The sequence below is a fragment of the Pseudomonas sp. ABFPK genome (assembly GCF_001586765.1).
In the GTDB taxonomy this organism is placed as follows: domain Bacteria; phylum Pseudomonadota; class Gammaproteobacteria; order Pseudomonadales; family Pseudomonadaceae; genus Aquipseudomonas; species Aquipseudomonas asiatica.
The window spans coordinates 290,119-306,829 of record NZ_LQXW01000001.1; the positions used below are offsets into that span (position 1 = coordinate 290,119).

The 16,711-nt window shown below is 64.2% G+C and carries 15 protein-coding genes and 1 pseudogene; 6 read left to right on the forward strand and 10 right to left on the reverse strand.

Features of this window, described 5'->3' with window-relative positions; all coding sequences use genetic code 11:
* Nucleotides 1-145: 145 nt before the first annotated feature.
* The 6 genes from WM94_RS01345 to WM94_RS01370 are packed head-to-tail and all read right to left on the reverse strand — an operon-like array spanning nucleotide 146 to nucleotide 4,768.
* Entirely contained in the window at nucleotides 146-841 is a 696-nt protein-coding gene (locus tag WM94_RS01345; protein WP_013974747.1) for an HAD family hydrolase, read from the reverse strand.
* Nucleotides 838-1,737 (reverse strand): tyrosine recombinase XerC, encoded by a 900-nt coding sequence (gene xerC, locus WM94_RS01350; protein WP_013974746.1) that lies wholly within the window; start codon nucleotides 1,735-1,737, stop codon nucleotides 838-840. Before xerC ends, WM94_RS01345 begins: the two co-directional genes overlap by 4 nt.
* On the reverse strand, nucleotides 1,737-2,447 hold the full coding sequence (locus WM94_RS01355; RefSeq protein WP_013974745.1) for a DUF484 family protein: 711 nt from the start codon (nucleotides 2,445-2,447) through the stop codon (nucleotides 1,737-1,739). The genes xerC and WM94_RS01355 overlap by 1 nt, the downstream gene beginning before the upstream one ends.
* Nucleotides 2,448-2,460: 13 nt before the next feature.
* A complete protein-coding gene (dapF, locus tag WM94_RS01360) occupies nucleotides 2,461-3,291 on the reverse strand; it encodes a diaminopimelate epimerase (protein WP_061550259.1) in 831 nt (276 codons plus the stop codon).
* Nucleotides 3,292-3,295: 4 nt separating this feature from the next.
* Complete coding sequence (gene lysA, locus WM94_RS01365) at nucleotides 3,296-4,543, reverse strand: diaminopimelate decarboxylase (protein WP_061550260.1); 1,248 nt, start codon at nucleotides 4,541-4,543, stop codon at nucleotides 3,296-3,298.
* Between the two features lie 9 nt (nucleotides 4,544-4,552).
* The gene (locus WM94_RS01370; RefSeq protein WP_004375542.1) at nucleotides 4,553-4,768 is read right to left on the reverse strand and encodes a lipoprotein; all 216 of its coding nucleotides are present in this window, start codon (nucleotides 4,766-4,768) and stop codon (nucleotides 4,553-4,555) included.
* 410 nt (nucleotides 4,769-5,178) lie between these two features.
* Between WM94_RS01370 and cyaY the strand changes: the two genes are divergently transcribed.
* From cyaY to rnk, 3 genes are all read left to right on the forward strand, one after another.
* Complete coding sequence (gene cyaY, locus WM94_RS01375; RefSeq protein ID WP_004375540.1) at nucleotides 5,179-5,511, forward strand: iron donor protein CyaY; 333 nt, start codon at nucleotides 5,179-5,181, stop codon at nucleotides 5,509-5,511.
* Nucleotide 5,512: 1 nt separating this feature from the next.
* Entirely contained in the window at nucleotides 5,513-5,737 is a 225-nt protein-coding gene (locus tag WM94_RS01380) for a DUF1289 domain-containing protein (RefSeq protein WP_013974742.1), read from the forward strand.
* A gap of 146 nt (nucleotides 5,738-5,883) precedes the next feature.
* Nucleotides 5,884-6,294, forward strand: coding sequence for a nucleoside diphosphate kinase regulator (rnk, locus tag WM94_RS01385; protein WP_023661830.1), 411 nt, complete (start codon nucleotides 5,884-5,886; stop codon nucleotides 6,292-6,294).
* Between the two features lie 29 nt (nucleotides 6,295-6,323).
* On the opposite strand, the gene WM94_RS01390 is transcribed toward rnk, so the two are convergent.
* Nucleotides 6,324-9,173, reverse strand: a complete 2,850-nt coding sequence (locus WM94_RS01390) for a class I adenylate cyclase (RefSeq protein ID WP_061550261.1) — start codon at nucleotides 9,171-9,173, stop codon at nucleotides 6,324-6,326.
* Between the two features lie 172 nt (nucleotides 9,174-9,345).
* Between WM94_RS01390 and WM94_RS01395 the strand changes: the two genes are divergently transcribed.
* Complete coding sequence (locus tag WM94_RS01395) at nucleotides 9,346-9,798, forward strand: YaiI/YqxD family protein (RefSeq protein WP_061550262.1); 453 nt, start codon at nucleotides 9,346-9,348, stop codon at nucleotides 9,796-9,798.
* 179 nt (nucleotides 9,799-9,977) lie between these two features.
* Here the strand turns inward: WM94_RS01395 and elbB are convergent, their stop codons facing one another.
* Complete coding sequence (gene elbB / locus WM94_RS01400; protein ID WP_004375530.1) at nucleotides 9,978-10,637, reverse strand: isoprenoid biosynthesis glyoxalase ElbB; 660 nt, start codon at nucleotides 10,635-10,637, stop codon at nucleotides 9,978-9,980.
* 310 nt (nucleotides 10,638-10,947) lie between these two features.
* Here elbB and WM94_RS30655 point away from each other — a divergent pair.
* A pseudogene (locus tag WM94_RS30655) lies at nucleotides 10,948-11,376 on the forward strand (sterol desaturase family protein); the annotation flags it as partial.
* Nucleotides 11,377-11,877: 501 nt separating this feature from the next.
* On the opposite strand, the gene WM94_RS28645 reads toward WM94_RS30655, so the two are convergent.
* Nucleotides 11,878-12,522, reverse strand: a complete 645-nt coding sequence (locus tag WM94_RS28645) for a DedA family protein (RefSeq protein ID WP_161795729.1) — start codon at nucleotides 12,520-12,522, stop codon at nucleotides 11,878-11,880.
* A gap of 213 nt (nucleotides 12,523-12,735) precedes the next feature.
* Here WM94_RS28645 and ppk1 point away from each other — a divergent pair, with 213 nt between their 5' ends.
* A complete protein-coding gene (gene ppk1 / locus WM94_RS01415; RefSeq protein WP_013974735.1) occupies nucleotides 12,736-14,976 on the forward strand; it encodes a polyphosphate kinase 1 in 2,241 nt (746 codons plus the stop codon).
* Here the strand turns inward: ppk1 and ppx are convergent.
* On the reverse strand, nucleotides 14,963-16,465 hold the full coding sequence (gene ppx, locus WM94_RS01420; RefSeq protein ID WP_004375529.1) for an exopolyphosphatase: 1,503 nt from the start codon (nucleotides 16,463-16,465) through the stop codon (nucleotides 14,963-14,965). The two genes, ppk1 and ppx, sit on opposite strands and share 14 nt — an antisense overlap.
* Nucleotides 16,466-16,711: the final 246 nt, after the last annotated feature.

A 16,711-nucleotide genomic window follows, 5' to 3' on the forward strand; every position in this document is an offset into this window, starting at 1 on the left:
GCTTTTTTGTGCCTGTCAGTTTTGTGTTGCCTGTACCGGCCTCTTCGCGGGCACGCCCGCTCCCACAGGGATCGCGCAGAAGCTGAGAGGGCAGTAAACCTGTGGGAGCGGGCGTGCCCGCGAATGGGCCGCGAAGCGGCCCCTGTCAGCGCCAGCGCGCAAGGATGTCGGGTAACTGCGACAGGCGCTGGATCTCGGCGTCCGGCGCCTGTTCGCCTACCCACGCCTTGCCCTGGGGGTTGAACCACACCGCCCGCAGCCCGGCGCGCTGGGCGCCGGCAATGTCATCGCCCGGGTGGTCACCGATGTGCACCGCTGCGCTGGCCTCCACGTCACCGCGGCGCAGGGCTTCGAGGAACGGCGCCGGGTCCGGCTTGCCGATGCCGAGGTCTTCGGCACACAGGGCAAAGCGGAAATAGTCCGCCAGCCCCAGCCGGCTTACGTCGGCATTGCCGTTGGTGACCACGCCCAAGGTGTAGTGATGGCGCAGGATCTCCAGCACCGGCTGCACCTCCGGGAAAATCTCCACCTGGTGGCGGGCATGCAGGAATACTTCGAAACCTTCGTTGGCCAGCTCTTGCGCATGTTTTTCGCTGTAGCCGACTTCTTCCAGGGCATGAAACAGCACCCGTCGACGCAGGGCGCTGATACGGTGCTTCAGGCCGGGTTCGGCTTGTACCAGGCGCTCGCGAATGGCGAACAGGTGCTCCACCGGTACGCCGCCAAGGATCGGGGCGTTGGCTTCGAGCCAGTCGCGCAGCACTACTTCCGCGCTGGCAATCACCGGCGCGGTATCCCACAGGGTGTCGTCGAGGTCGAAGGTGATCAGCTTGATGCTCATGAGTCTGTGCCTTTGCTGCGTTTGGCCCGAGGGTGGGCGCTGTCGTACACCGCGGCCAGGTGCTGGAAGTCCAGGTGGGTGTAGATCTGCGTGGTGCCGATGTCGGCGTGGCCGAGCATCTCCTGCACCGCGCGCAGGTCCTGGGACGATTCCAGCACGTGGCTGGCGAAGGAATGGCGAAGCATGTGCGGGTGCAGGTGCTGGCCCAGCTCGCGCTCACCGGCTGCCTTCACCCGTTGCTGAACGGCCCGTGGGCTGATGCGGTTGCCTTGGCGGGTGATGAAAACCGCGCGGTCGCGCGGGTTGCCGATGCCGCGCAGGCGGTACCAGGCCTGCAATGCCTCGCGGGCCTTGCGGCCGACCGGCAGCACGCGGGCCTTGCCGCCCTTGCCCAGCACCTGCACCAGGCCGGCTGCGAGGTCGAGGTGATCGAGGTCGAGGTTGGTCAGCTCGGACAGGCGCAGGCCCGACGAATAGAACAGTTCGAGGATGGCCTGGTCACGACGGGCGATGAAGTCATCGTCGACACCGCCATCCAGCAGTTGCAGGGCGCGGTCGGTGTCCAGCACCTTGGGCAGCCGGCGTTCGCCCTTGGGCGCGCTCAGGCCGCTGGCCGGGTCGTGCTGGCACAGGCCTTCGCGGTTGAGATAGCGGTACAGGCCACGCACCGCCGACAGCAGCCGGGCCAGGCTGCGCGAGGACTGGCCGTGGTGGTGCTGGCGGGCGATCAGCTGGCGCAGCTGCTGGATCTGCAGCGCCTGCCAATCGGCAATGCCGTGCTCCTTGCAGTAGGCGACCACCTTGTCCAGGTCGCGACGGTAGCCCAGCAGGGTGTGCTCGGACACCTGGCGCTCGTTGCGCAAGTGTGCGCAATAAGCCTCCAGCTGGCGTTCCATCAGCGTACCGGGCGCAGGGTCTGGGTAACGCGTGGCACAACGCGGCCAAGCACCTCGGCAATGTAGCCAAGGAACAAGGTGCCGACGCTGCTCTTGTAGTGTTGCGGGTCGCGGCTGCCGATGGCCAGCACCCCGTGCAGGCCCTGGTATTCCAGGGCAGCCACGGCGCTGGAGCCCACTTCCCGGCGCTGTTCTTCACCGAACAGGAAGGCCAGCTCGTGCTCGCGCAGGTTGCCGCTGACCGTCTTGCCGCCGCCCAGCAGGGCACCGATGGCCTGCTGCGCTTCGGCGTTACTCACCCAGCGCCCGACCGGCGCGACGTTTTCGCCGAACAGGATCAGGCTGACGAAGGGCACCTGGAATTCCTGGCGCAGGCTGTCTTCGACTGCCATCACCACTTCCTCCAGGCTGCCGGCGTCGAGCAGGTCGAGGATCAGCCGGCGGGTCTTGTCGAAAAGCCGATCGTTGTCGCGGGCCACGTCCATCAGTTGCGACAGGCGGTGGCGCATCTCGATGTTGCGGTCGCGCAGCAAACTGAGCTGGCGCTCCACCAGCGACACGCTGTCGCCACGCTGGTGAGGGATGCGCTGTTCGATCAGCAACTCGTCGTGCTCGGCGAAGAAGGTGGGGTGGGCGCGCAGGTAGGCGACCACCGCTTCGGCATCGAGCTCGGCGGACTGCTGGGGTACAACCTGGGGCTGATCGGTCATGGCGGTTACTCGCTTAGAGACGAACCTGTCCTTCGTAGACGCGTACGGCTGGGCCAGTCATCAGCACGGGCTTGCCGGGGCCGGCCCATTCGATGTGCAGGCGGCCACCGGGCAGGTCGAGGGATACCGGGGAGTCCATCCAGCCCTGGCTGATCGCCGCCACGGCGGCGGCGCAGGCGCCGGTGCCGCAGGCCTGGGTTTCGCCCGCGCCACGTTCCCACACCCGCAGGTTGGCGCGGTGGCGGTCGATGACCTCGAGGAAGCCGGCATTTACCCGCTGCGGGAAGCGTGGGTGGTTTTCGATCTTCGGGCCCAGCTCATGCACAGGGGCGGTACGCACGTCGTCGACACGCAGTACGGCATGCGGGTTACCCATGGACACGGCGGCAATCGAATGCACCTGGCCGTCGACTTCCAGTGGGTAGTTCAGCGCCTGCTCGTCGGCGACGAAGGGGATTTCGGCAGGGATGAAGCGCGGTGGGCCCATGTCGACACTGATCTGGCCGTCGTTCTGCACGTCCAGTTCGATGATGCCGCTCTTGGTTTCCACTCGGATACGCTTTTTAGCGGTCAGGCGCTTGTCCAGCACGAAGCGGGCGAAGCAGCGCGCACCGTTGCCGCACTGCTCGACCTCGGAGCCGTCGGCATTGAAGATGCGGTAGCGGAAGTCCACTTCCGGGTTGTTCGGCGCCTCGACTATCAGCAACTGGTCGAAGCCGATGCCGGTGTGGCGGTCACCCCATTGCTTGGCGTGCTTGGGCTGGATGTGCGCGTGCTGGCTGACCAGGTCGAGGACCATGAAGTCGTTGCCCAGCCCATGCATCTTGGTAAAACGCAGCAGCATGGGCTTACTCCGGCAGCAGGCTTTCGCCAGCGTACAATTCGGCGATGGTCTCGCGGCGGCGTACTTCGAAGGCCTGGTCGCCGTCGACCAGGATTTCAGCGCAACGGCCACGGGTGTTGTAGTTGGAGCTCATAACAAAACCATAGGCGCCCGCGGACTGTACGGCCAGCAGGTCACCTTCGGCCAGGTTCAGCACGCGGTCCTTGCCGAGGAAGTCGCCAGTCTCGCAGATCGGGCCGACCAGGTCGTAGGCACGGCCTTCGCCTGCGCGTGGCTTGACCGCGCTGACACCCATCCAGGCCTGGTACAGGGCTGGGCGGATCAGGTCGTTCATCGCCGCATCGATGATGGCGAAGTCCTTGTGTTCGGTGTGCTTGAGGTATTCCACGCGGGTCAGCAGGACGCCGGCGTTGGCCACGATGTAGCGGCCCGGCTCGAACACCAGGGCCAGATCGCGGTCGCCGACGCGCTCGCGGATCGCCTTGATGTAGTCGGCCACCAGCGGCGGTTCCTCATCGCGGTAACGCACGCCGACGCCGCCACCCAGGTCCAGGTGGCGCAGATGGATGCCGCACTCGGCCAGGCGGTCGACCAGCACCAGCAGGCGGTCGAGGGCATCGAGGAAAGGCTCGACGGTGGTCAGCTGCGAACCGATGTGGCAGTCGACGCCGACCACTTCCAGGTTCGGCAACTGCGCGGCCCGCACGTAGATGGCCTCGGCGTCGGCGATGGCGACGCCGAACTTGTTCTCTTTCAGGCCGGTGGAGATGTACGGGTGGGTGCCGGCGTCGACGTCCGGGTTGACCCGCAGCGAGACCGGGGCAACCTTGCCCATCTCGGCGGCCACCACTTGCAGGCGCTCCAGTTCGTCGGTGGATTCGACGTTGAAGCAGTGCACCCCGACTTCCAGGGCACGGCGCATGTCGTCGCGGGTCTTGCCGACACCGGAGAACACCACGCGGTCGGCACGGCCGCCAGCGGCCAGCACGCGCTCCAGCTCACCGCCGGATACGATGTCGAAGCCTGCGCCCAGGCGTGCCAGCACGTTCAGCACGCCGAGGTTGGAGTTGGCCTTGACCGCGAAACACACCAGGTGCTCGGTGCCTTGCAGTGCATCGGCGTAGCTACGGTACTGGGCCTCGATGTGGGCGCGCGAATACACGTAGGTAGGGGTGCCGTAGCGTTCGGCGATGGCCGACAGGCCCACGCCTTCCGCGAACAGCTCGCCGTCGCGGTAGTTGAAAGCGTTCATCTGGTTTCCTTACTGCGCTGGCGACTGCTCGGGCTCGGACTGCAGCTCGGGTTGCTGCTCCTGCGTCGGGGCCGGCTTGGCTTTTGGCTGGTACTGGTGCGACTTGTGGCTGGCTTTGCCGTCCTTGCCATCTTCAGGCAGGTACAGCGGGCCTTTCTGGCCGCAGGCCGAAACGAGGCAGGCAACAGCGACCAGCGCCGCGAGGGAGGAAATCAGGCGCTTCATGGGTGAAATCCTTAGAAATATGCAGTATTGCGCCCGAGTATACCGAGCGACCGACGGCTTGCCTATGCAAGGGCCGGCCCGCCGGGCGGGCTATTCTTACCGCCTGCAAGGGCCCTTTCGCGGCTGAAGCCGCTCCCACCTCGACCGCATTGGCCTCACGCCATGTGCAGTACCGTAGGAGCAGCCTTGTGCTGCGAAGAGGCCGGTACTGGCAACACATATCGCAGCCTTGCCGGCCTCTTCGCAGCACAAGGCTGCTCCTACAGTACTGCACTGGCCTCGGGCCCTGTAGGAGCGGCTTTAGCCGCGAAGGGGCAAGTGAAGGTAGCGGCTAAACCTTTGCATTCGGCGGCAAGCGCCCGTATCTTGCCGGGCTTGCCTGTAACGCAGCCAATTTCGAGGTTCCTGCAATGAGTTTGAGTGAAGCGCGTTTCCATGATCTGGTCGACGCGACCCAACAGGCCCTGGAAGACCTGTTCGACGAGAGCGGCCTGGACCTGGACATGGAGAACTCCGCTGGTGTCCTGACCATCAAGTTCGACAATGGCAGCACGCTGATCTTCAGCCGCCAGGAGCCGCTGCGCCAGCTGTGGCTGGCCGACCGTTCCGGCGGTTTCCACTTCGACTACGACGAAGAAAGCGGCAAGTGGGTGTGCGAGAAGAGCGAGGAGCTGCTGGGCGAAATGCTCGAGCGCATCGTCTGGGAGCGGGCCGGCGAGAAGCTGGACTTCGACGAGATCTGACATGAGCAGTACCCAGGCCCGGCCGCCCAAACCGCTCTACAGCAACGTCAGCCCCGCCGTGCCGTCGCCGTGCATCAGCGTTTGCCGGCTGGACGAACAGCGGGTGTGCACAGGTTGCCACCGGCATGTCGAGCATATCCGTGAATGGCGTTCGGCCGATGACGAACGGCGCCGGCAGATTTGCCGCGAGGCCCAGGCCCTGCGCGACCAGGCTAAGGCACACTGATCGCAGGGGCTTGAGTATTTACCCGGCTGTGGTAACGTCGGGTTCTGCGTCGGTGACGCCAAAGCCTTCACAAACCCCGCCCTTGGGCGGGGTTTTGCTTTATCTGCACGATGAAAACCGCCTGTTCAAAGGAGTCTGACTGGATCATGAGCACCAAGCCTTCCCTCATCCTCACCCGATTGGACGTACAACGTCTGGAGCGTCTGATCGACAGCCTCGACGAGAGTACGCCGGGTGTGCTCGCCCTGCAGGGCGAGCTGGACCGCGCCGAGCAGGTGGTCGGTCACGAGGAAGTACCGGCTGGCGTGGTGACCATGAACTCGCGCGTGCACTGCCGTGAGGAAGCCAGCGGCAAGGACTACCACCTGACCCTGGTGTACCCGAAGGATGCCGGGCCGGAAGGCAAGGTCTCGATCCTGGCGCCGATCGGTTGCGCCTTGCTGGGGTTGTCGGTGGGCGAACAGATCGACTGGCCGGCCCCGGGGGGCAAGACCCTCAAGCTGAAGCTGCTGGAAGTGGAATACCAGCCGGAAGCGGCGGGCGATTTCGACCTGTAAGGGCCAGGGGGCCGCTTTGCGGCCCCTTGTCATTCAATTAGCACCTGCTCCAACCCCTCGTTCAAAGCCTGCTCCAGCTCCCGCTTGTAGCGCAGGTACAGCTGCGTCGACCCCAGCTGGTCATCCAGCAACTCGGACAAATCCAGGTCCGTGATGTAGCAGCGGTACTGCCCTGCACCACGTCGCTGCCCGATGATCTGCCGGGCCACCACCGCATACAACTGCTCACCATGCTCCAGTTCGGAAAACTCCTGCTGGTCGCAATACAGCGTCACGTGCGCCGCGCCTGCCACCCCGGCCTGGATGATCGCCTGCACCTCATAGTAAGGCTGGTCGCTACCCTCGACCGGCGCCTGGCGCGGCTCGATGCTGCGCGCCTTGCCTGGCCCGGAAGGCAACAGTTGCGCGTAGTGGATGTCCAGTGAAGCCGCGCGCTGGGTGTCCAGCGGCAGCCGGGCATCACGGCGCATCACCACCGAGCGCAGAAAGCGCTGCAGCGGCAACAGCAAGTGAGCTTCGTCGTGCAGCGGTAGGCGTTGCTGCCACAGGGCATTGTATTCATCCAGCACGTACAACTCGGCCCAGCCACCCTGCAGGCGGTAGAACACTTGGATGCAGGACGGCCGGCCTTGCTCCAGCACCAGGGGCAGGTCGTGGTCCTGCAGGGCGTTGGCATCCAGGTACAGTGGGCTGTAGGCGCTGCGTTCTTCGCCCAGATGGTTCAGCAGTGCCTCATGCTCGGCCAAGGTGGTGAGGCCGACATGCCCGGCCATCAGCTCCAGCACATGGGTGTGCTGGGCCACCTGCAGCAGGTAGCGGTGGTTCAGGCCCTGGTCCAGCAGCAGTTGTACGGTGTCGAATATTTCCTCCACGCGTTGGCCGATGGCCTGGGCGCGGCTCTGGCAGAAGCAACGCACTCGCACCTTCGGCCGGTGTCCGCGCGGCACGGGGCTGTTGAGGAAGTCGCGCAGGCAGCGCACCAGTGCGTGCTCGCCGTCATAGCGCTGGACCAGTACTTCGTTCCAGCTGTTGAGGATGACCTGGTCCAGGGTCAGGACCAGGTTTTCGCGCACGCCTGCGTAGCTCAAAGAGTCTGTGCGCTCGGTGGTCATCAGGATGTTCATATCGCGGTGGTGGCGCAGCGGGTCGATGGCGACGTTGACCAGCAACAGCACCTCGTCGGCAACGCTCGGCTGCAACAAGCGCACCTCGCTGACGGTCGGCAAGGGCAGGGGAATGCTCTGCTGCAGGCAGCCGATCAGGTTGAATAGCTCGTATTCGCTGAGGTCGCTGACACCCGGGTGCAGCGCCAGGCGCGTGCTGCTGTCGATCACTCCGTTGCGATAAGCCCAGGTCAGCAACTCGAGCACCTCGCGGCAGCGTTTGAGCGGGCTGAAGTGGTCCACCTCATGGGGGCTCAGGTTGCCGGTGTACAGCTCCCAGTGATGGCTGCCGGGCTCCTTGCGATTAGGCGCTTGTACCAGGGTCAGGGTGCTTTCGGCCAGGTCCGGGGCGATACCGGGGTTGATGACTTCGACCTTGCCGGCGCGGCGCTCGAAGGCGGCGTAAAGGCGCCGGCCCAGCACATTGAGATCGCGTTGGTCGGCGCGGCTGCTGGCGTTCTGGGTACGAGCGAACTGGCTGAGAAATCGGTAGCTATGGTTCAGTTCGGCCACCAGTTCACGGCGCTCGATGGCAACCTGCTGCACCTTCCATTGATTGCGACTGTCCAGCAGGGCCAGCTGGCGCTCGTCCCAGCCCCATTCGTCGGCCAGGCGCTGCAACAGCCGGCGTTGCCAGCCATTGGCCCGGGTCGGGTCGCTGAGTTTCTTGTTCACCTTCAGGTACAGGCTGCGCCGCACCAGCTCCAGGCGCGCGTGTTCGCCACGCTGCAGCAGGTAGCGCTCGATGCGCCGGTACACCATCACGTAGGGGTCCAGCTCGTCGAGGTCTAGCTGGTTGGCGAACACTGCCTGCTTGTAGTCCAGGCTCAGGCAGCGAACGGTGGGGTGCTCGCTGGCATAGGCCTCGGTCAGCAGCAGCTTGAGCAGCGACTTGTAGGGCGAGTCGATGCCTTTGAACAGCTGCCACAAGCCGGCGCCGACGAACTCGCCGGGCGGGATGTGCGCCAGGTTGCCGAGATCGAGGGCGTCCTGGCTGCGGATGAAACGCTTGGACAGCAGGGTCTGGGTATAGGTGTGGTAATCGTGTTCCTGGTAGACCGGCACCAGCCACCACAGTGGCGTGCGCCCGGCCAGCCAGATAGTGGTGCGGTAGAACTCGTCCAGCAGCAGATAGTGCTGGGTGGTACCGCAATCGTCGGAGCCGAGCTGGCCTTCGCGCTGGCCCTGGGCGAAACCTTGCGTGTCGATCAGGAAGAAGTGCGCCTCGGCACCCAGGCTTTCCGCCCATGCCTCAAGCAGCTGGCATTTGCGGCGCAGTTCGTCCAGCAGCTCATCGGCCAGGCCCGGGGCGTGGCAAACCCACAGGTCCATATCGCTTTGCTCGGCCTGGGCCAGTGAGCCCAGGCTGCCCATCAGGAACAGGCCGTGGATCGGCTGCGGTGGGTTGCCATGGCGGGCCTTGTAGGTGAACGAGCGGGCCAGGCGCTGGGCCTCGACTACCAGCTCGGCGCTTGGCTCGTAGCCCGATACGCCGGCGGGGGTGCTGCCGGAGACATAGCCCGGCAGCAACGGGTGGTTCACATGAAACAGCAGCGGCAGCAGTGTCAGCACCTGTTGCTGGCGCGTCGACAGGCCCTCCAGTGCCCGCTGCAGCCGGCCTTGGTTGAGCCGCAGGAAGCGCGCACGCAATGTCGCCAGGACCTTGCGGTCGATGCCTTCGTCCAGGTCGGGGCGGATTTCGTGGGGGTGGTTCATTGCGCACTCGGGCAGGCCAGCGGGGCTGTGGCGAGTGTAGCCTGAGTGGCGAGGTCGGATAAGCGGCAATTGAAATATTGGCGCCATTTTTCCAGCGACCGTGGGTGGCTGCTGCAGCTTTCGTTGCGCTTGAGGCATGATGGGGGCCTCAAGCTGATTGCGAGGTTTTCCGATGCGTGTGTGGATCGATGCCGACGCCTGCCCCAAGGCAGCCAAGGATCTGATCGTCAAGTTCGCCCTCAAGCGCAGGTTCGAGGTAGTGATGGTGGCGGGCCAGGCTGTGGCCAAGCCGGCGTTCGCTATCGTGCGCCTGATCGTGGTACCCAGCGGCATGGACGCAGCCGACGATTACCTGGTGGAGCACGCCGTGCCTGGTGAGTTGGTGATCTGCAGTGACGTGCCGCTGGCCGACCGCCTGGTGAAAAAGGGCGTGGCGGCACTGGACCCGCGCGGGCGCGAGTTCGACGAGCGCAACATGGGTGACCGGCTGGCGGCGCGCAACTTGTTTACCGAGTTGCGCGAGCAGGGCCAGGTGGGGGGAGGGCAGGCGCCTTATGGCGAGCGCGAGAAGCAGGCGTTTGCCAATGCGCTGGACCGGATCATCGCCCGGTTGTCCAAACCCTGAAGCGACCCGGCTGGCAGGATGGACACGACGTGTGGGAGCGGCCTTGTGTCGCGAAAGGGCCGCGAAGCGGCCCCAGGATTTCAGCTTCGCCGCATAAATTGCCGGGGCCGCGCTGCGGCCCTTTCGCGACACAAGGCCGCTCCCACAGGGACCGCGTCAGATTCTGAATCTTGCACCAGTTACTCGTGCGTCAGCTCCAGAACCCGATCCACCAGCTTGTAGATCCCGCCAGCCGCTTCACTGATCGACTTGGCCTCCATGTACGCCGGGGTGGTCACCAGCTTGCGCTGGGTGTCCTCGACAATATCGTGCACATCGCATTCTTCATGAGTGCCACCCATCTTCTGCACGGCCGCCGCAGTGCCAGCGTCGGTACCGATGGTGCAGACCACGCCTGGCCCGTAGATCTTCGCCGCCAGCGCCGGCGAGATGCAGATCAGGCCGACCGGCTTGCAGGCGTCGGCAAAGGCTTCGGCCAGGGCCAGCACATCCGGGTTAACGGTGCAGTTGGCGCCTTCCACGGCAAAGTTGGACAGGTTCTTCGCCGCCCCGAAACCGCCCGGCACGATCAGCGCATCGAAGTCTTCGGCCTTGGCCTCGCGGATGTCCTTGACCTCGCCACGGGCAATGCGCGCCGACTCCACCAGCACATTGCGCGATTCGGGCATTTCCTCGCCGGTCAGGTGGTTGATCACATGCATCTGCGCAATGTTCGGCGCGAAGCACTGCACCTGCGCACCACGCTGGTCGAGGCGCAGCAGGGTGATCACGCTTTCGTGGATTTCGGCGCCGTCATAAACGCCACAGCCGGAAAGAATCACCGCTACTTTTTTTGTCATGCTTTTTACTCCAGTGTCGAGGCGCTAAATGTCCTCTAGTTTGGCAGATGTAGCCATAGGGATTCCTGCAAGCGCGGCCTAATCTTGGCGGATAACGTCTGAGGTCGTACCCATGGACCTGATCCTGCTGGCCGTGCCGTTCTTCTTCGTGCTGATCGCCGTCGAACTGCTGGCCGACCGTGTGCGTGGCCAGCGCAACTTCACCCTCGCCGACTCGATCAACAGCCTCAGCACCGGCGCACTGTCGACCAGTACCGGGTTGCTGACCAAGGGGGTGGGGTTGGTGACCTATGCGCTGGTGTTCGAGCACATGGCGTTGCTGCGCCTGCCGCCGCAGGCCTGGTGGGTGTGGTTGCTGGCCTTTGTCCTGTACGACTTCTGCTACTACTGGCTGCATCGTCTTGGCCACGAGCGCAACGTGCTGTGGGCTGCGCATTCGGTGCATCATCAGAGCGAGGAGTACAACCTCACCACGGCGCTGCGCCAGACCAGCAGTGGGTTCATCTTTTCGTGGCTGTTCTACATGCCGCTGGCGTTGCTCGGTGTGCCGCCGCTGGTGTTCATCACGGTGGCATCGCTCAACCTGCTGTACCAGTTCTGGGTGCATACCCGGCACATTCCCAAGCTGGGCTGGTTTGAGTGGGTGTTGATCACGCCATCCAACCATCGCGTCCACCATGCGCAAAATCCTGCTTACTTGGATCGCAATTACGGCGGCGTGTTCATTCTCTGGGATCGTCTGTTCGGTACCTTCAAAGAGGAGGACCCAGCCGAGCCGGTGGTGTTCGGGGTGACCACGCCGCTGGCCAGCTGGAACCCGCTGTGGGCCAACCTGCAGTTCTATACCCAGCTCTGGCACGACGCCCGGCGCGCCGACAGCCTGTGGGACAAGCTGCGCATCTGGTTCATGCCCACCGGCTGGCGCCCGGCCGATGTGGCCGCACGCTACCCGCAGGCCAAGCAGGACCTGGCGTTGTTTCGCAAGTTCGAGGTTGCCCTGGGCCGTGCGCAGCAGGCCTATGTGGCGGCGCAATTCGTGGGTTACGTGGCGCTGGGCAGCTATCTAATGGAGGTGGCCGAACGCGTGCCAACCGCCGCCCTGGTACTCGGCTGGGCGCTGATGGCGTTTGGCTTGTTCGTGCTGGGCGCGTTGCTGGAGAACCGGCCATGGGCCATGCGCCTGGAGTTGGTACGGCTGCTGGCGAATGCGCCGGCGCTGTACCTGGCGGGTGCACTGGGCCTAGCGGTGGTCGTGCCGCCGACCTGGTTCGTGCTCGTGGCTTACAGCCTGCTCAGCCTCTGGGGCCTGGGCTTTGCCCGCCGCCTTGCGCTCCGCGCGCAACGTGCGGAAACGCCGGCGCAGCCACAACAGGCCGCCCAGCGCCAACAGGCCACCGAGCACCCATAGCTCGTAGCGTTTCACGTTGCCCAGCAGGCCTTCAAGGATGGCGCCGAAGTGATACGCGGCCGCGCCCAGGGCCACTGCCCAGATGGCCGCGCCGATACCGTTCAGCAGCAGGTAGCGGCGTGGCGGGTAGCCGGACAGGCCAATGGCCACCGGCATGACCGTGCGCAAGCCATAGACGAAGCGGAAACTCAGTACCCAGATGTCGGGGTGGCGACGGATGTGGTCCAGCGCCCGGTCACCCATCGCCTGCCAGCGTGGCTTGCGCGCCAGGATCCTGCGCCCGTGGCGGCGGCCCATGAAGTACCACAGCTGGTCGCCGGCATAGCTGCCGAAAAATGCCACCAGACACACCAGGTTTATGTCCATGTAACCGCGGAACGCAAGGAATCCTGCAAGCACCAGGATGGTCTCGCCTTCGAAGAAGGTGCCTAGAAAAAGGGCGAAGTAGCCGAAATCCTGCAGGAATTGTTGAAGCATTTTCTGAGGTGCTGGCGAAATGAACGCGAAGCCTACCCCTTCGCGCGCGTTCGTGAAAGTGTCCAGATGTGTCTCGACATGAACAATTCCTGCTTGGAGAATGCCAGAAGCCACGCGCCACGGCTTGCCCTGGCGTGTAACACAGGCGTCATAATGGGCGCTTATCTTGCCGCTCAATAGATGATAGGGCGTTAACGTCCTCAGGAACGCCAGATGAATAATGAAGTGCTAACCCCTGTCGCGATCAAGGATGCTCAGGAACTCCCCGAAGAGATGGTGCAGACCCCGCCAGACCTGCCGCCAGCGCCCCTGCCTGCCGAACCGGTGGCAGAGACTGCGGCCCCGGCCCCTGCGCCGGCCCCGGCGATCGTCATCCCAGGCCTGGACGACAGCAGCCTGTACATTCATCGCGAACTCTCGCAGCTGCAGTTCAATATCCGTGTGCTGGAGCAGGCGCTGGACGAGAACTACCCGCTGCTCGAACGCCTCAAGTTCCTGTTGATCTTCTCCAGCAACCTCGACGAATTCTTCGAGATTCGCGTCGCCGGCCTGAAGAAGCAGATCAACTTTGCCCGTGAACAGGCTGGTGCCGACGGCCTGCAGCCGCACCAGGCGCTGGCGCGCATCAGCGACCTGGTGCACAGCGAAGTGGAGCGCCAGTACGCGATCCTCAACGACGTGCTGCTGCCCGAGCTGGAAAAGCACCATATCCGCTTCATCCGCCGGCGTTACTGGACGCCGAAGCTCAAGACCTGGGTGCGCCGCTACTTCCGCGACGAAATCGCCCCGATCATTACCCCGATCGGCCTCGACCCTACCCACCCGTTCCCGCTGCTGGTGAACAAGAGCCTCAACTTCATCGTCGAGCTCGAGGGTGTCGACGCCTTCGGCCGCGACTCGGGCCTGGCGATCATCCCGGCCCCGCGCCTGCTGCCGCGGGTCATCCGGGTGCCGGAAGAGGTGGGTGGCCCGGGCGCCAACTATGTGTTCCTGTCGTCGATGATCCATGCGCACGCCGACGACCTGTTCCAGGGCATGAAGGTGAAGGGCTGCTACCAGTTCCGCCTGACCCGTAACGCCGACCTGGCGCTGGACTCCGAAGAGGTCGATGACTTGGCCCGCGCCCTGCGCGGCGAGCTGTTCTCGCGCCGCTACGGTGACGCCGTTCGCCTGGAGGTGGCCGACACCTGCCCGAAACACCTGTCGGACTACCTGCTCAAGCAGTTCAGCCTCAGCGAAAGCGAGCTTTACCAGGTCAACGGCCCGGTCAACCTTACCCGCCTGTTCAGCATCACCGGCCTGGACAGCCACCCCGAGTTGCAGTACACGCCGTTCACCCCGGCGATCCCCAAGCTACTGCAGAACGCCGACAACATATTCAGCGTGATCGGCAAGCAGGACATCCTGCTGATGCACCCGTTCGAGTCCTTCACCCCGGTGATCGACCTGCTGCGCCAGGCCGCCAAGGACCCGCATGTGCTTGCCGTGCGCCAGACTCTGTACCGTTCCGGGGCCAACTCGGAAATCGTCGATGCGCTGGTGGACGCGGCGCGTAACGGCAAGGAGGTCACTGCGGTGATCGAGTTGCGGGCGCGCTTCGACGAAGAGTCCAACCTGCAGATGGCCAGCCGCCTGCAAGCGGCCGGTGCGGTGGTGATCTACGGTGTGGTCGGCTTCAAGACCCACGCCAAGATGATGCTGATTCTGCGCCGCGAGCACGGCGAGATCGTGCGTTATGCGCACCTGGGCACCGGTAACTACCACGCCGGCAACGCCCGCCTGTATACCGACTACAGCCTGCTGACCTCTGACGATGCCCTCACCGAGGACGTCGGCAAGCTGTTCAGCCAGTTGATCGGCATGGGCAAGACCCTGCGCATGAAGAAGCTGCTGCACGCGCCGTTCACCCTGAAGAAGGGCATGCTCGACATGATCGCGCGGGAAACCCAGTTCGCCCTCGAAGGCAAGCCGGCGCATATCATCGCCAAGTTCAACTCGCTGACCGACGCGAAGGTCATCAAGGCGCTGTACAAGGCCAGCCAGTCGGGCGTGAAGATCGACCTGGTGGTGCGTGGCATGTGCTGCTTGCGCCCAGGCATTCCGGGGGTTTCGCACAACATCCAGGTGCGCTCGATCATCGGCCGCTTCCTCGAGCACACGCGGGTGTTCTACTTCCTCAATGGCGGCGAAGAGCAGATCTACCTGTCCAGTGCCGACTGGATGGAGCGCAACCTCGACAAGCGCGTCGAAACCTGCTTCCCGGTGGAAGGCAAGAAGCTGTTGCTGCGGGTGAAGAAGGAGCTGGAAGGCTACCTGACCGATAACACCCACGCCTGGACCCTGCAGCCGGACGGGCGCTATGTGCGCAGCACGCCGACCGGCAACCAGAACCCGCGCAGTGCCCAGGCGACCCTGCTGGAGCGCCTGAGCAACCCGGTCCTCAACGTACGCTGAGGACGAAGCCGACCCGGGCCAGCCACTCCGCCTCGTTGGCGAAGTCGGCCTGGGTCAGCTGGTTCTGTTCCAGCCAGCCCTCAGGGAAGGCGACATCGAGGCTGCTGTCGGCAGCCTTGAGCTCGACCTTCGGCATCTGCTGATTGCCACGGATGTGGTGGAACAGGATGGCGAAGCGCAGCAGCACGCACAGGCGCAGCAGCTTGACGCCTTCCTCGCCCAGTTCGGCGATCTTGTCCTTTGGGATGTTGCGGCGATGGCCGCGTACCAGCAAGGCCATCATCTGCTGGTCCTCGCGGGAGAAGCCCGACAGGTCGGAGTGCTCGATCAGGTAGGCGCCGTGCTTGTGGTAATGGTAGTGGGCGATATCCAGGCCGATTTCGTGCACTTTCGCCGCCCAGCCCAGTAGATCGCGCCAGTTCCCGTCTTTGAGGTCCCACGCGTCGGCCACCTGGTCGAAGGCGTGCAATGCCTTGCGCTCGACGCGTGCAGCCTGGCCCTGATCCACGTGGTAGCGCTCCATCAGCGAGTTCAGGGTGCGTTCGCGCACGTCTTCGTGGTGGTGGCGGCCCAGCAGGTCGAACAGTACGCCTTCGCGCAGGGCGCCGTCGCAGTGGTCCATGCGCTGCAGTTCCAGGGCATCGAAGATCGCTTCGAGAATCGCCAGGCCCGCCGGGAAGATGGTGCGGCGGTCCGGCTTGACGCCTTCGAAGTCGATCTTGTCGACCTCTCCCAGCTTGAACAGCTTGCGCTTGACCCAGGCCAGCCCTTCGGCGTTGACCTCGCCATTGCCCAGGCCGCCTGCCTTGATGGCGGCGCCGATGGCACGAATGGTACCGGACGAGCCGATGGCCTCGTCCCAGGTCAGGCGGTGCAAGGCATTCTCGATGCTCATCAACTCCAGGCGCGCGGCGGTGTAGGCCTGGGCGTAGCGGGCCGGGGTTATCTTGCCGTCGCGGAAGTAGCGCTGGGTGAAGCTTACACAGCCCATCTGAAGGCTTTCGCGCAGCAGCGGCTCGAAGCGCTGGCCGATGATGAACTCGGTACTGCCGCCGCCGATATCGGCCACCAGGCGCTTGCCGGGGGTATCGGCCAGGGTGTGCGACACGCCCAGGTAGATCAGGCGCGCTTCTTCACGGCCGGAGATCACCTCGACCGGGTGGCCAAGGATGGCTTCGGCGCGCTGGATGAATTCGTTGCGGTTGCGCGCTTCGCGCAAGGCGTTGGTACCGACGATGCGCACGGAGCCTGCCGGCATGCCGTTGATCAGTTGGGAAAAGCGCTTGAGGCAATCCAGGCCTCGTTCCATTGCCTCTTCACTGAGCATGCGTTCTTCGTCGATGCCAGCGGCCAGCTGAACCTTCTCGCCGAGCCGCTCGAGAATGCGGATTTCGGTATGGTGGGCCTTGGCCACGACCATGTGGAAGCTGTTGGAGCCAAGGTCGATGGCGGCAATCAGGGACAGGTTCTTCGCGATGGTATGCGGCATGATCTGGTTTTTCTCGGTCGTTAACCCGGCAATCGTGCCACGATAGCAGGCTGTCGCCAACGCGTGGTACACAGCCATTGAGCTGGCCTTGATGCAAGGCAATGTGCCATTCGATGCTATGACGTCTGTATGACAGTTTCGATTCGTGGCGTCTTGCACAACTATAGTTACACTCAATCGTCCGTGGCTTCCTGTCGGGCGTGGGTACGGCTATCATGGGCCACGTTTTTTTGCTTACGACCCTGG

Excerpts from the sequence above, each read along its gene's own strand:
- WM94_RS01345 (WP_013974747.1), bottom strand. The coding sequence starts at position 841 with ATGAGCATCAAGCTGATCACCTTCGACCTCGACGACACCCTGTGGGAT.
- xerC (WP_013974746.1), bottom strand. The coding sequence starts at position 1,737 with ATGGAACGCCAGCTGGAGGCTTATTGCGCACACTTGCGCAACGAGCGC.
- WM94_RS01355 (WP_013974745.1), bottom strand. The coding sequence starts at position 2,447 with ATGACCGATCAGCCCCAGGTTGTACCCCAGCAGTCCGCCGAGCTCGAT.
- dapF (WP_061550259.1), bottom strand. The coding sequence starts at position 3,291 with ATGCTGCTGCGTTTTACCAAGATGCATGGGCTGGGCAACGACTTCATG.
- lysA (WP_061550260.1), bottom strand. The coding sequence starts at position 4,543 with ATGAACGCTTTCAACTACCGCGACGGCGAGCTGTTCGCGGAAGGCGTG.
- WM94_RS01370 (WP_004375542.1), bottom strand. The coding sequence starts at position 4,768 with ATGAAGCGCCTGATTTCCTCCCTCGCGGCGCTGGTCGCTGTTGCCTGC.
- cyaY (WP_004375540.1), top strand. The coding sequence starts at position 5,179 with ATGAGTTTGAGTGAAGCGCGTTTCCATGATCTGGTCGACGCGACCCAA.
- WM94_RS01380 (WP_013974742.1), top strand. The coding sequence starts at position 5,513 with ATGAGCAGTACCCAGGCCCGGCCGCCCAAACCGCTCTACAGCAACGTC.
- rnk (WP_023661830.1), top strand. The coding sequence starts at position 5,884 with ATGAGCACCAAGCCTTCCCTCATCCTCACCCGATTGGACGTACAACGT.
- WM94_RS01390 (WP_061550261.1), bottom strand. The coding sequence starts at position 9,173 with ATGAACCACCCCCACGAAATCCGCCCCGACCTGGACGAAGGCATCGAC.
- WM94_RS01395 (WP_061550262.1), top strand. The coding sequence starts at position 9,346 with ATGCGTGTGTGGATCGATGCCGACGCCTGCCCCAAGGCAGCCAAGGAT.
- elbB (WP_004375530.1), bottom strand. The coding sequence starts at position 10,637 with ATGACAAAAAAAGTAGCGGTGATTCTTTCCGGCTGTGGCGTTTATGAC.
- WM94_RS28645 (WP_161795729.1), bottom strand. The coding sequence starts at position 12,522 with ATGCTTCAACAATTCCTGCAGGATTTCGGCTACTTCGCCCTTTTTCTA.
- ppk1 (WP_013974735.1), top strand. The coding sequence starts at position 12,736 with ATGAATAATGAAGTGCTAACCCCTGTCGCGATCAAGGATGCTCAGGAA.
- ppx (WP_004375529.1), bottom strand. The coding sequence starts at position 16,465 with ATGCCGCATACCATCGCGAAGAACCTGTCCCTGATTGCCGCCATCGAC.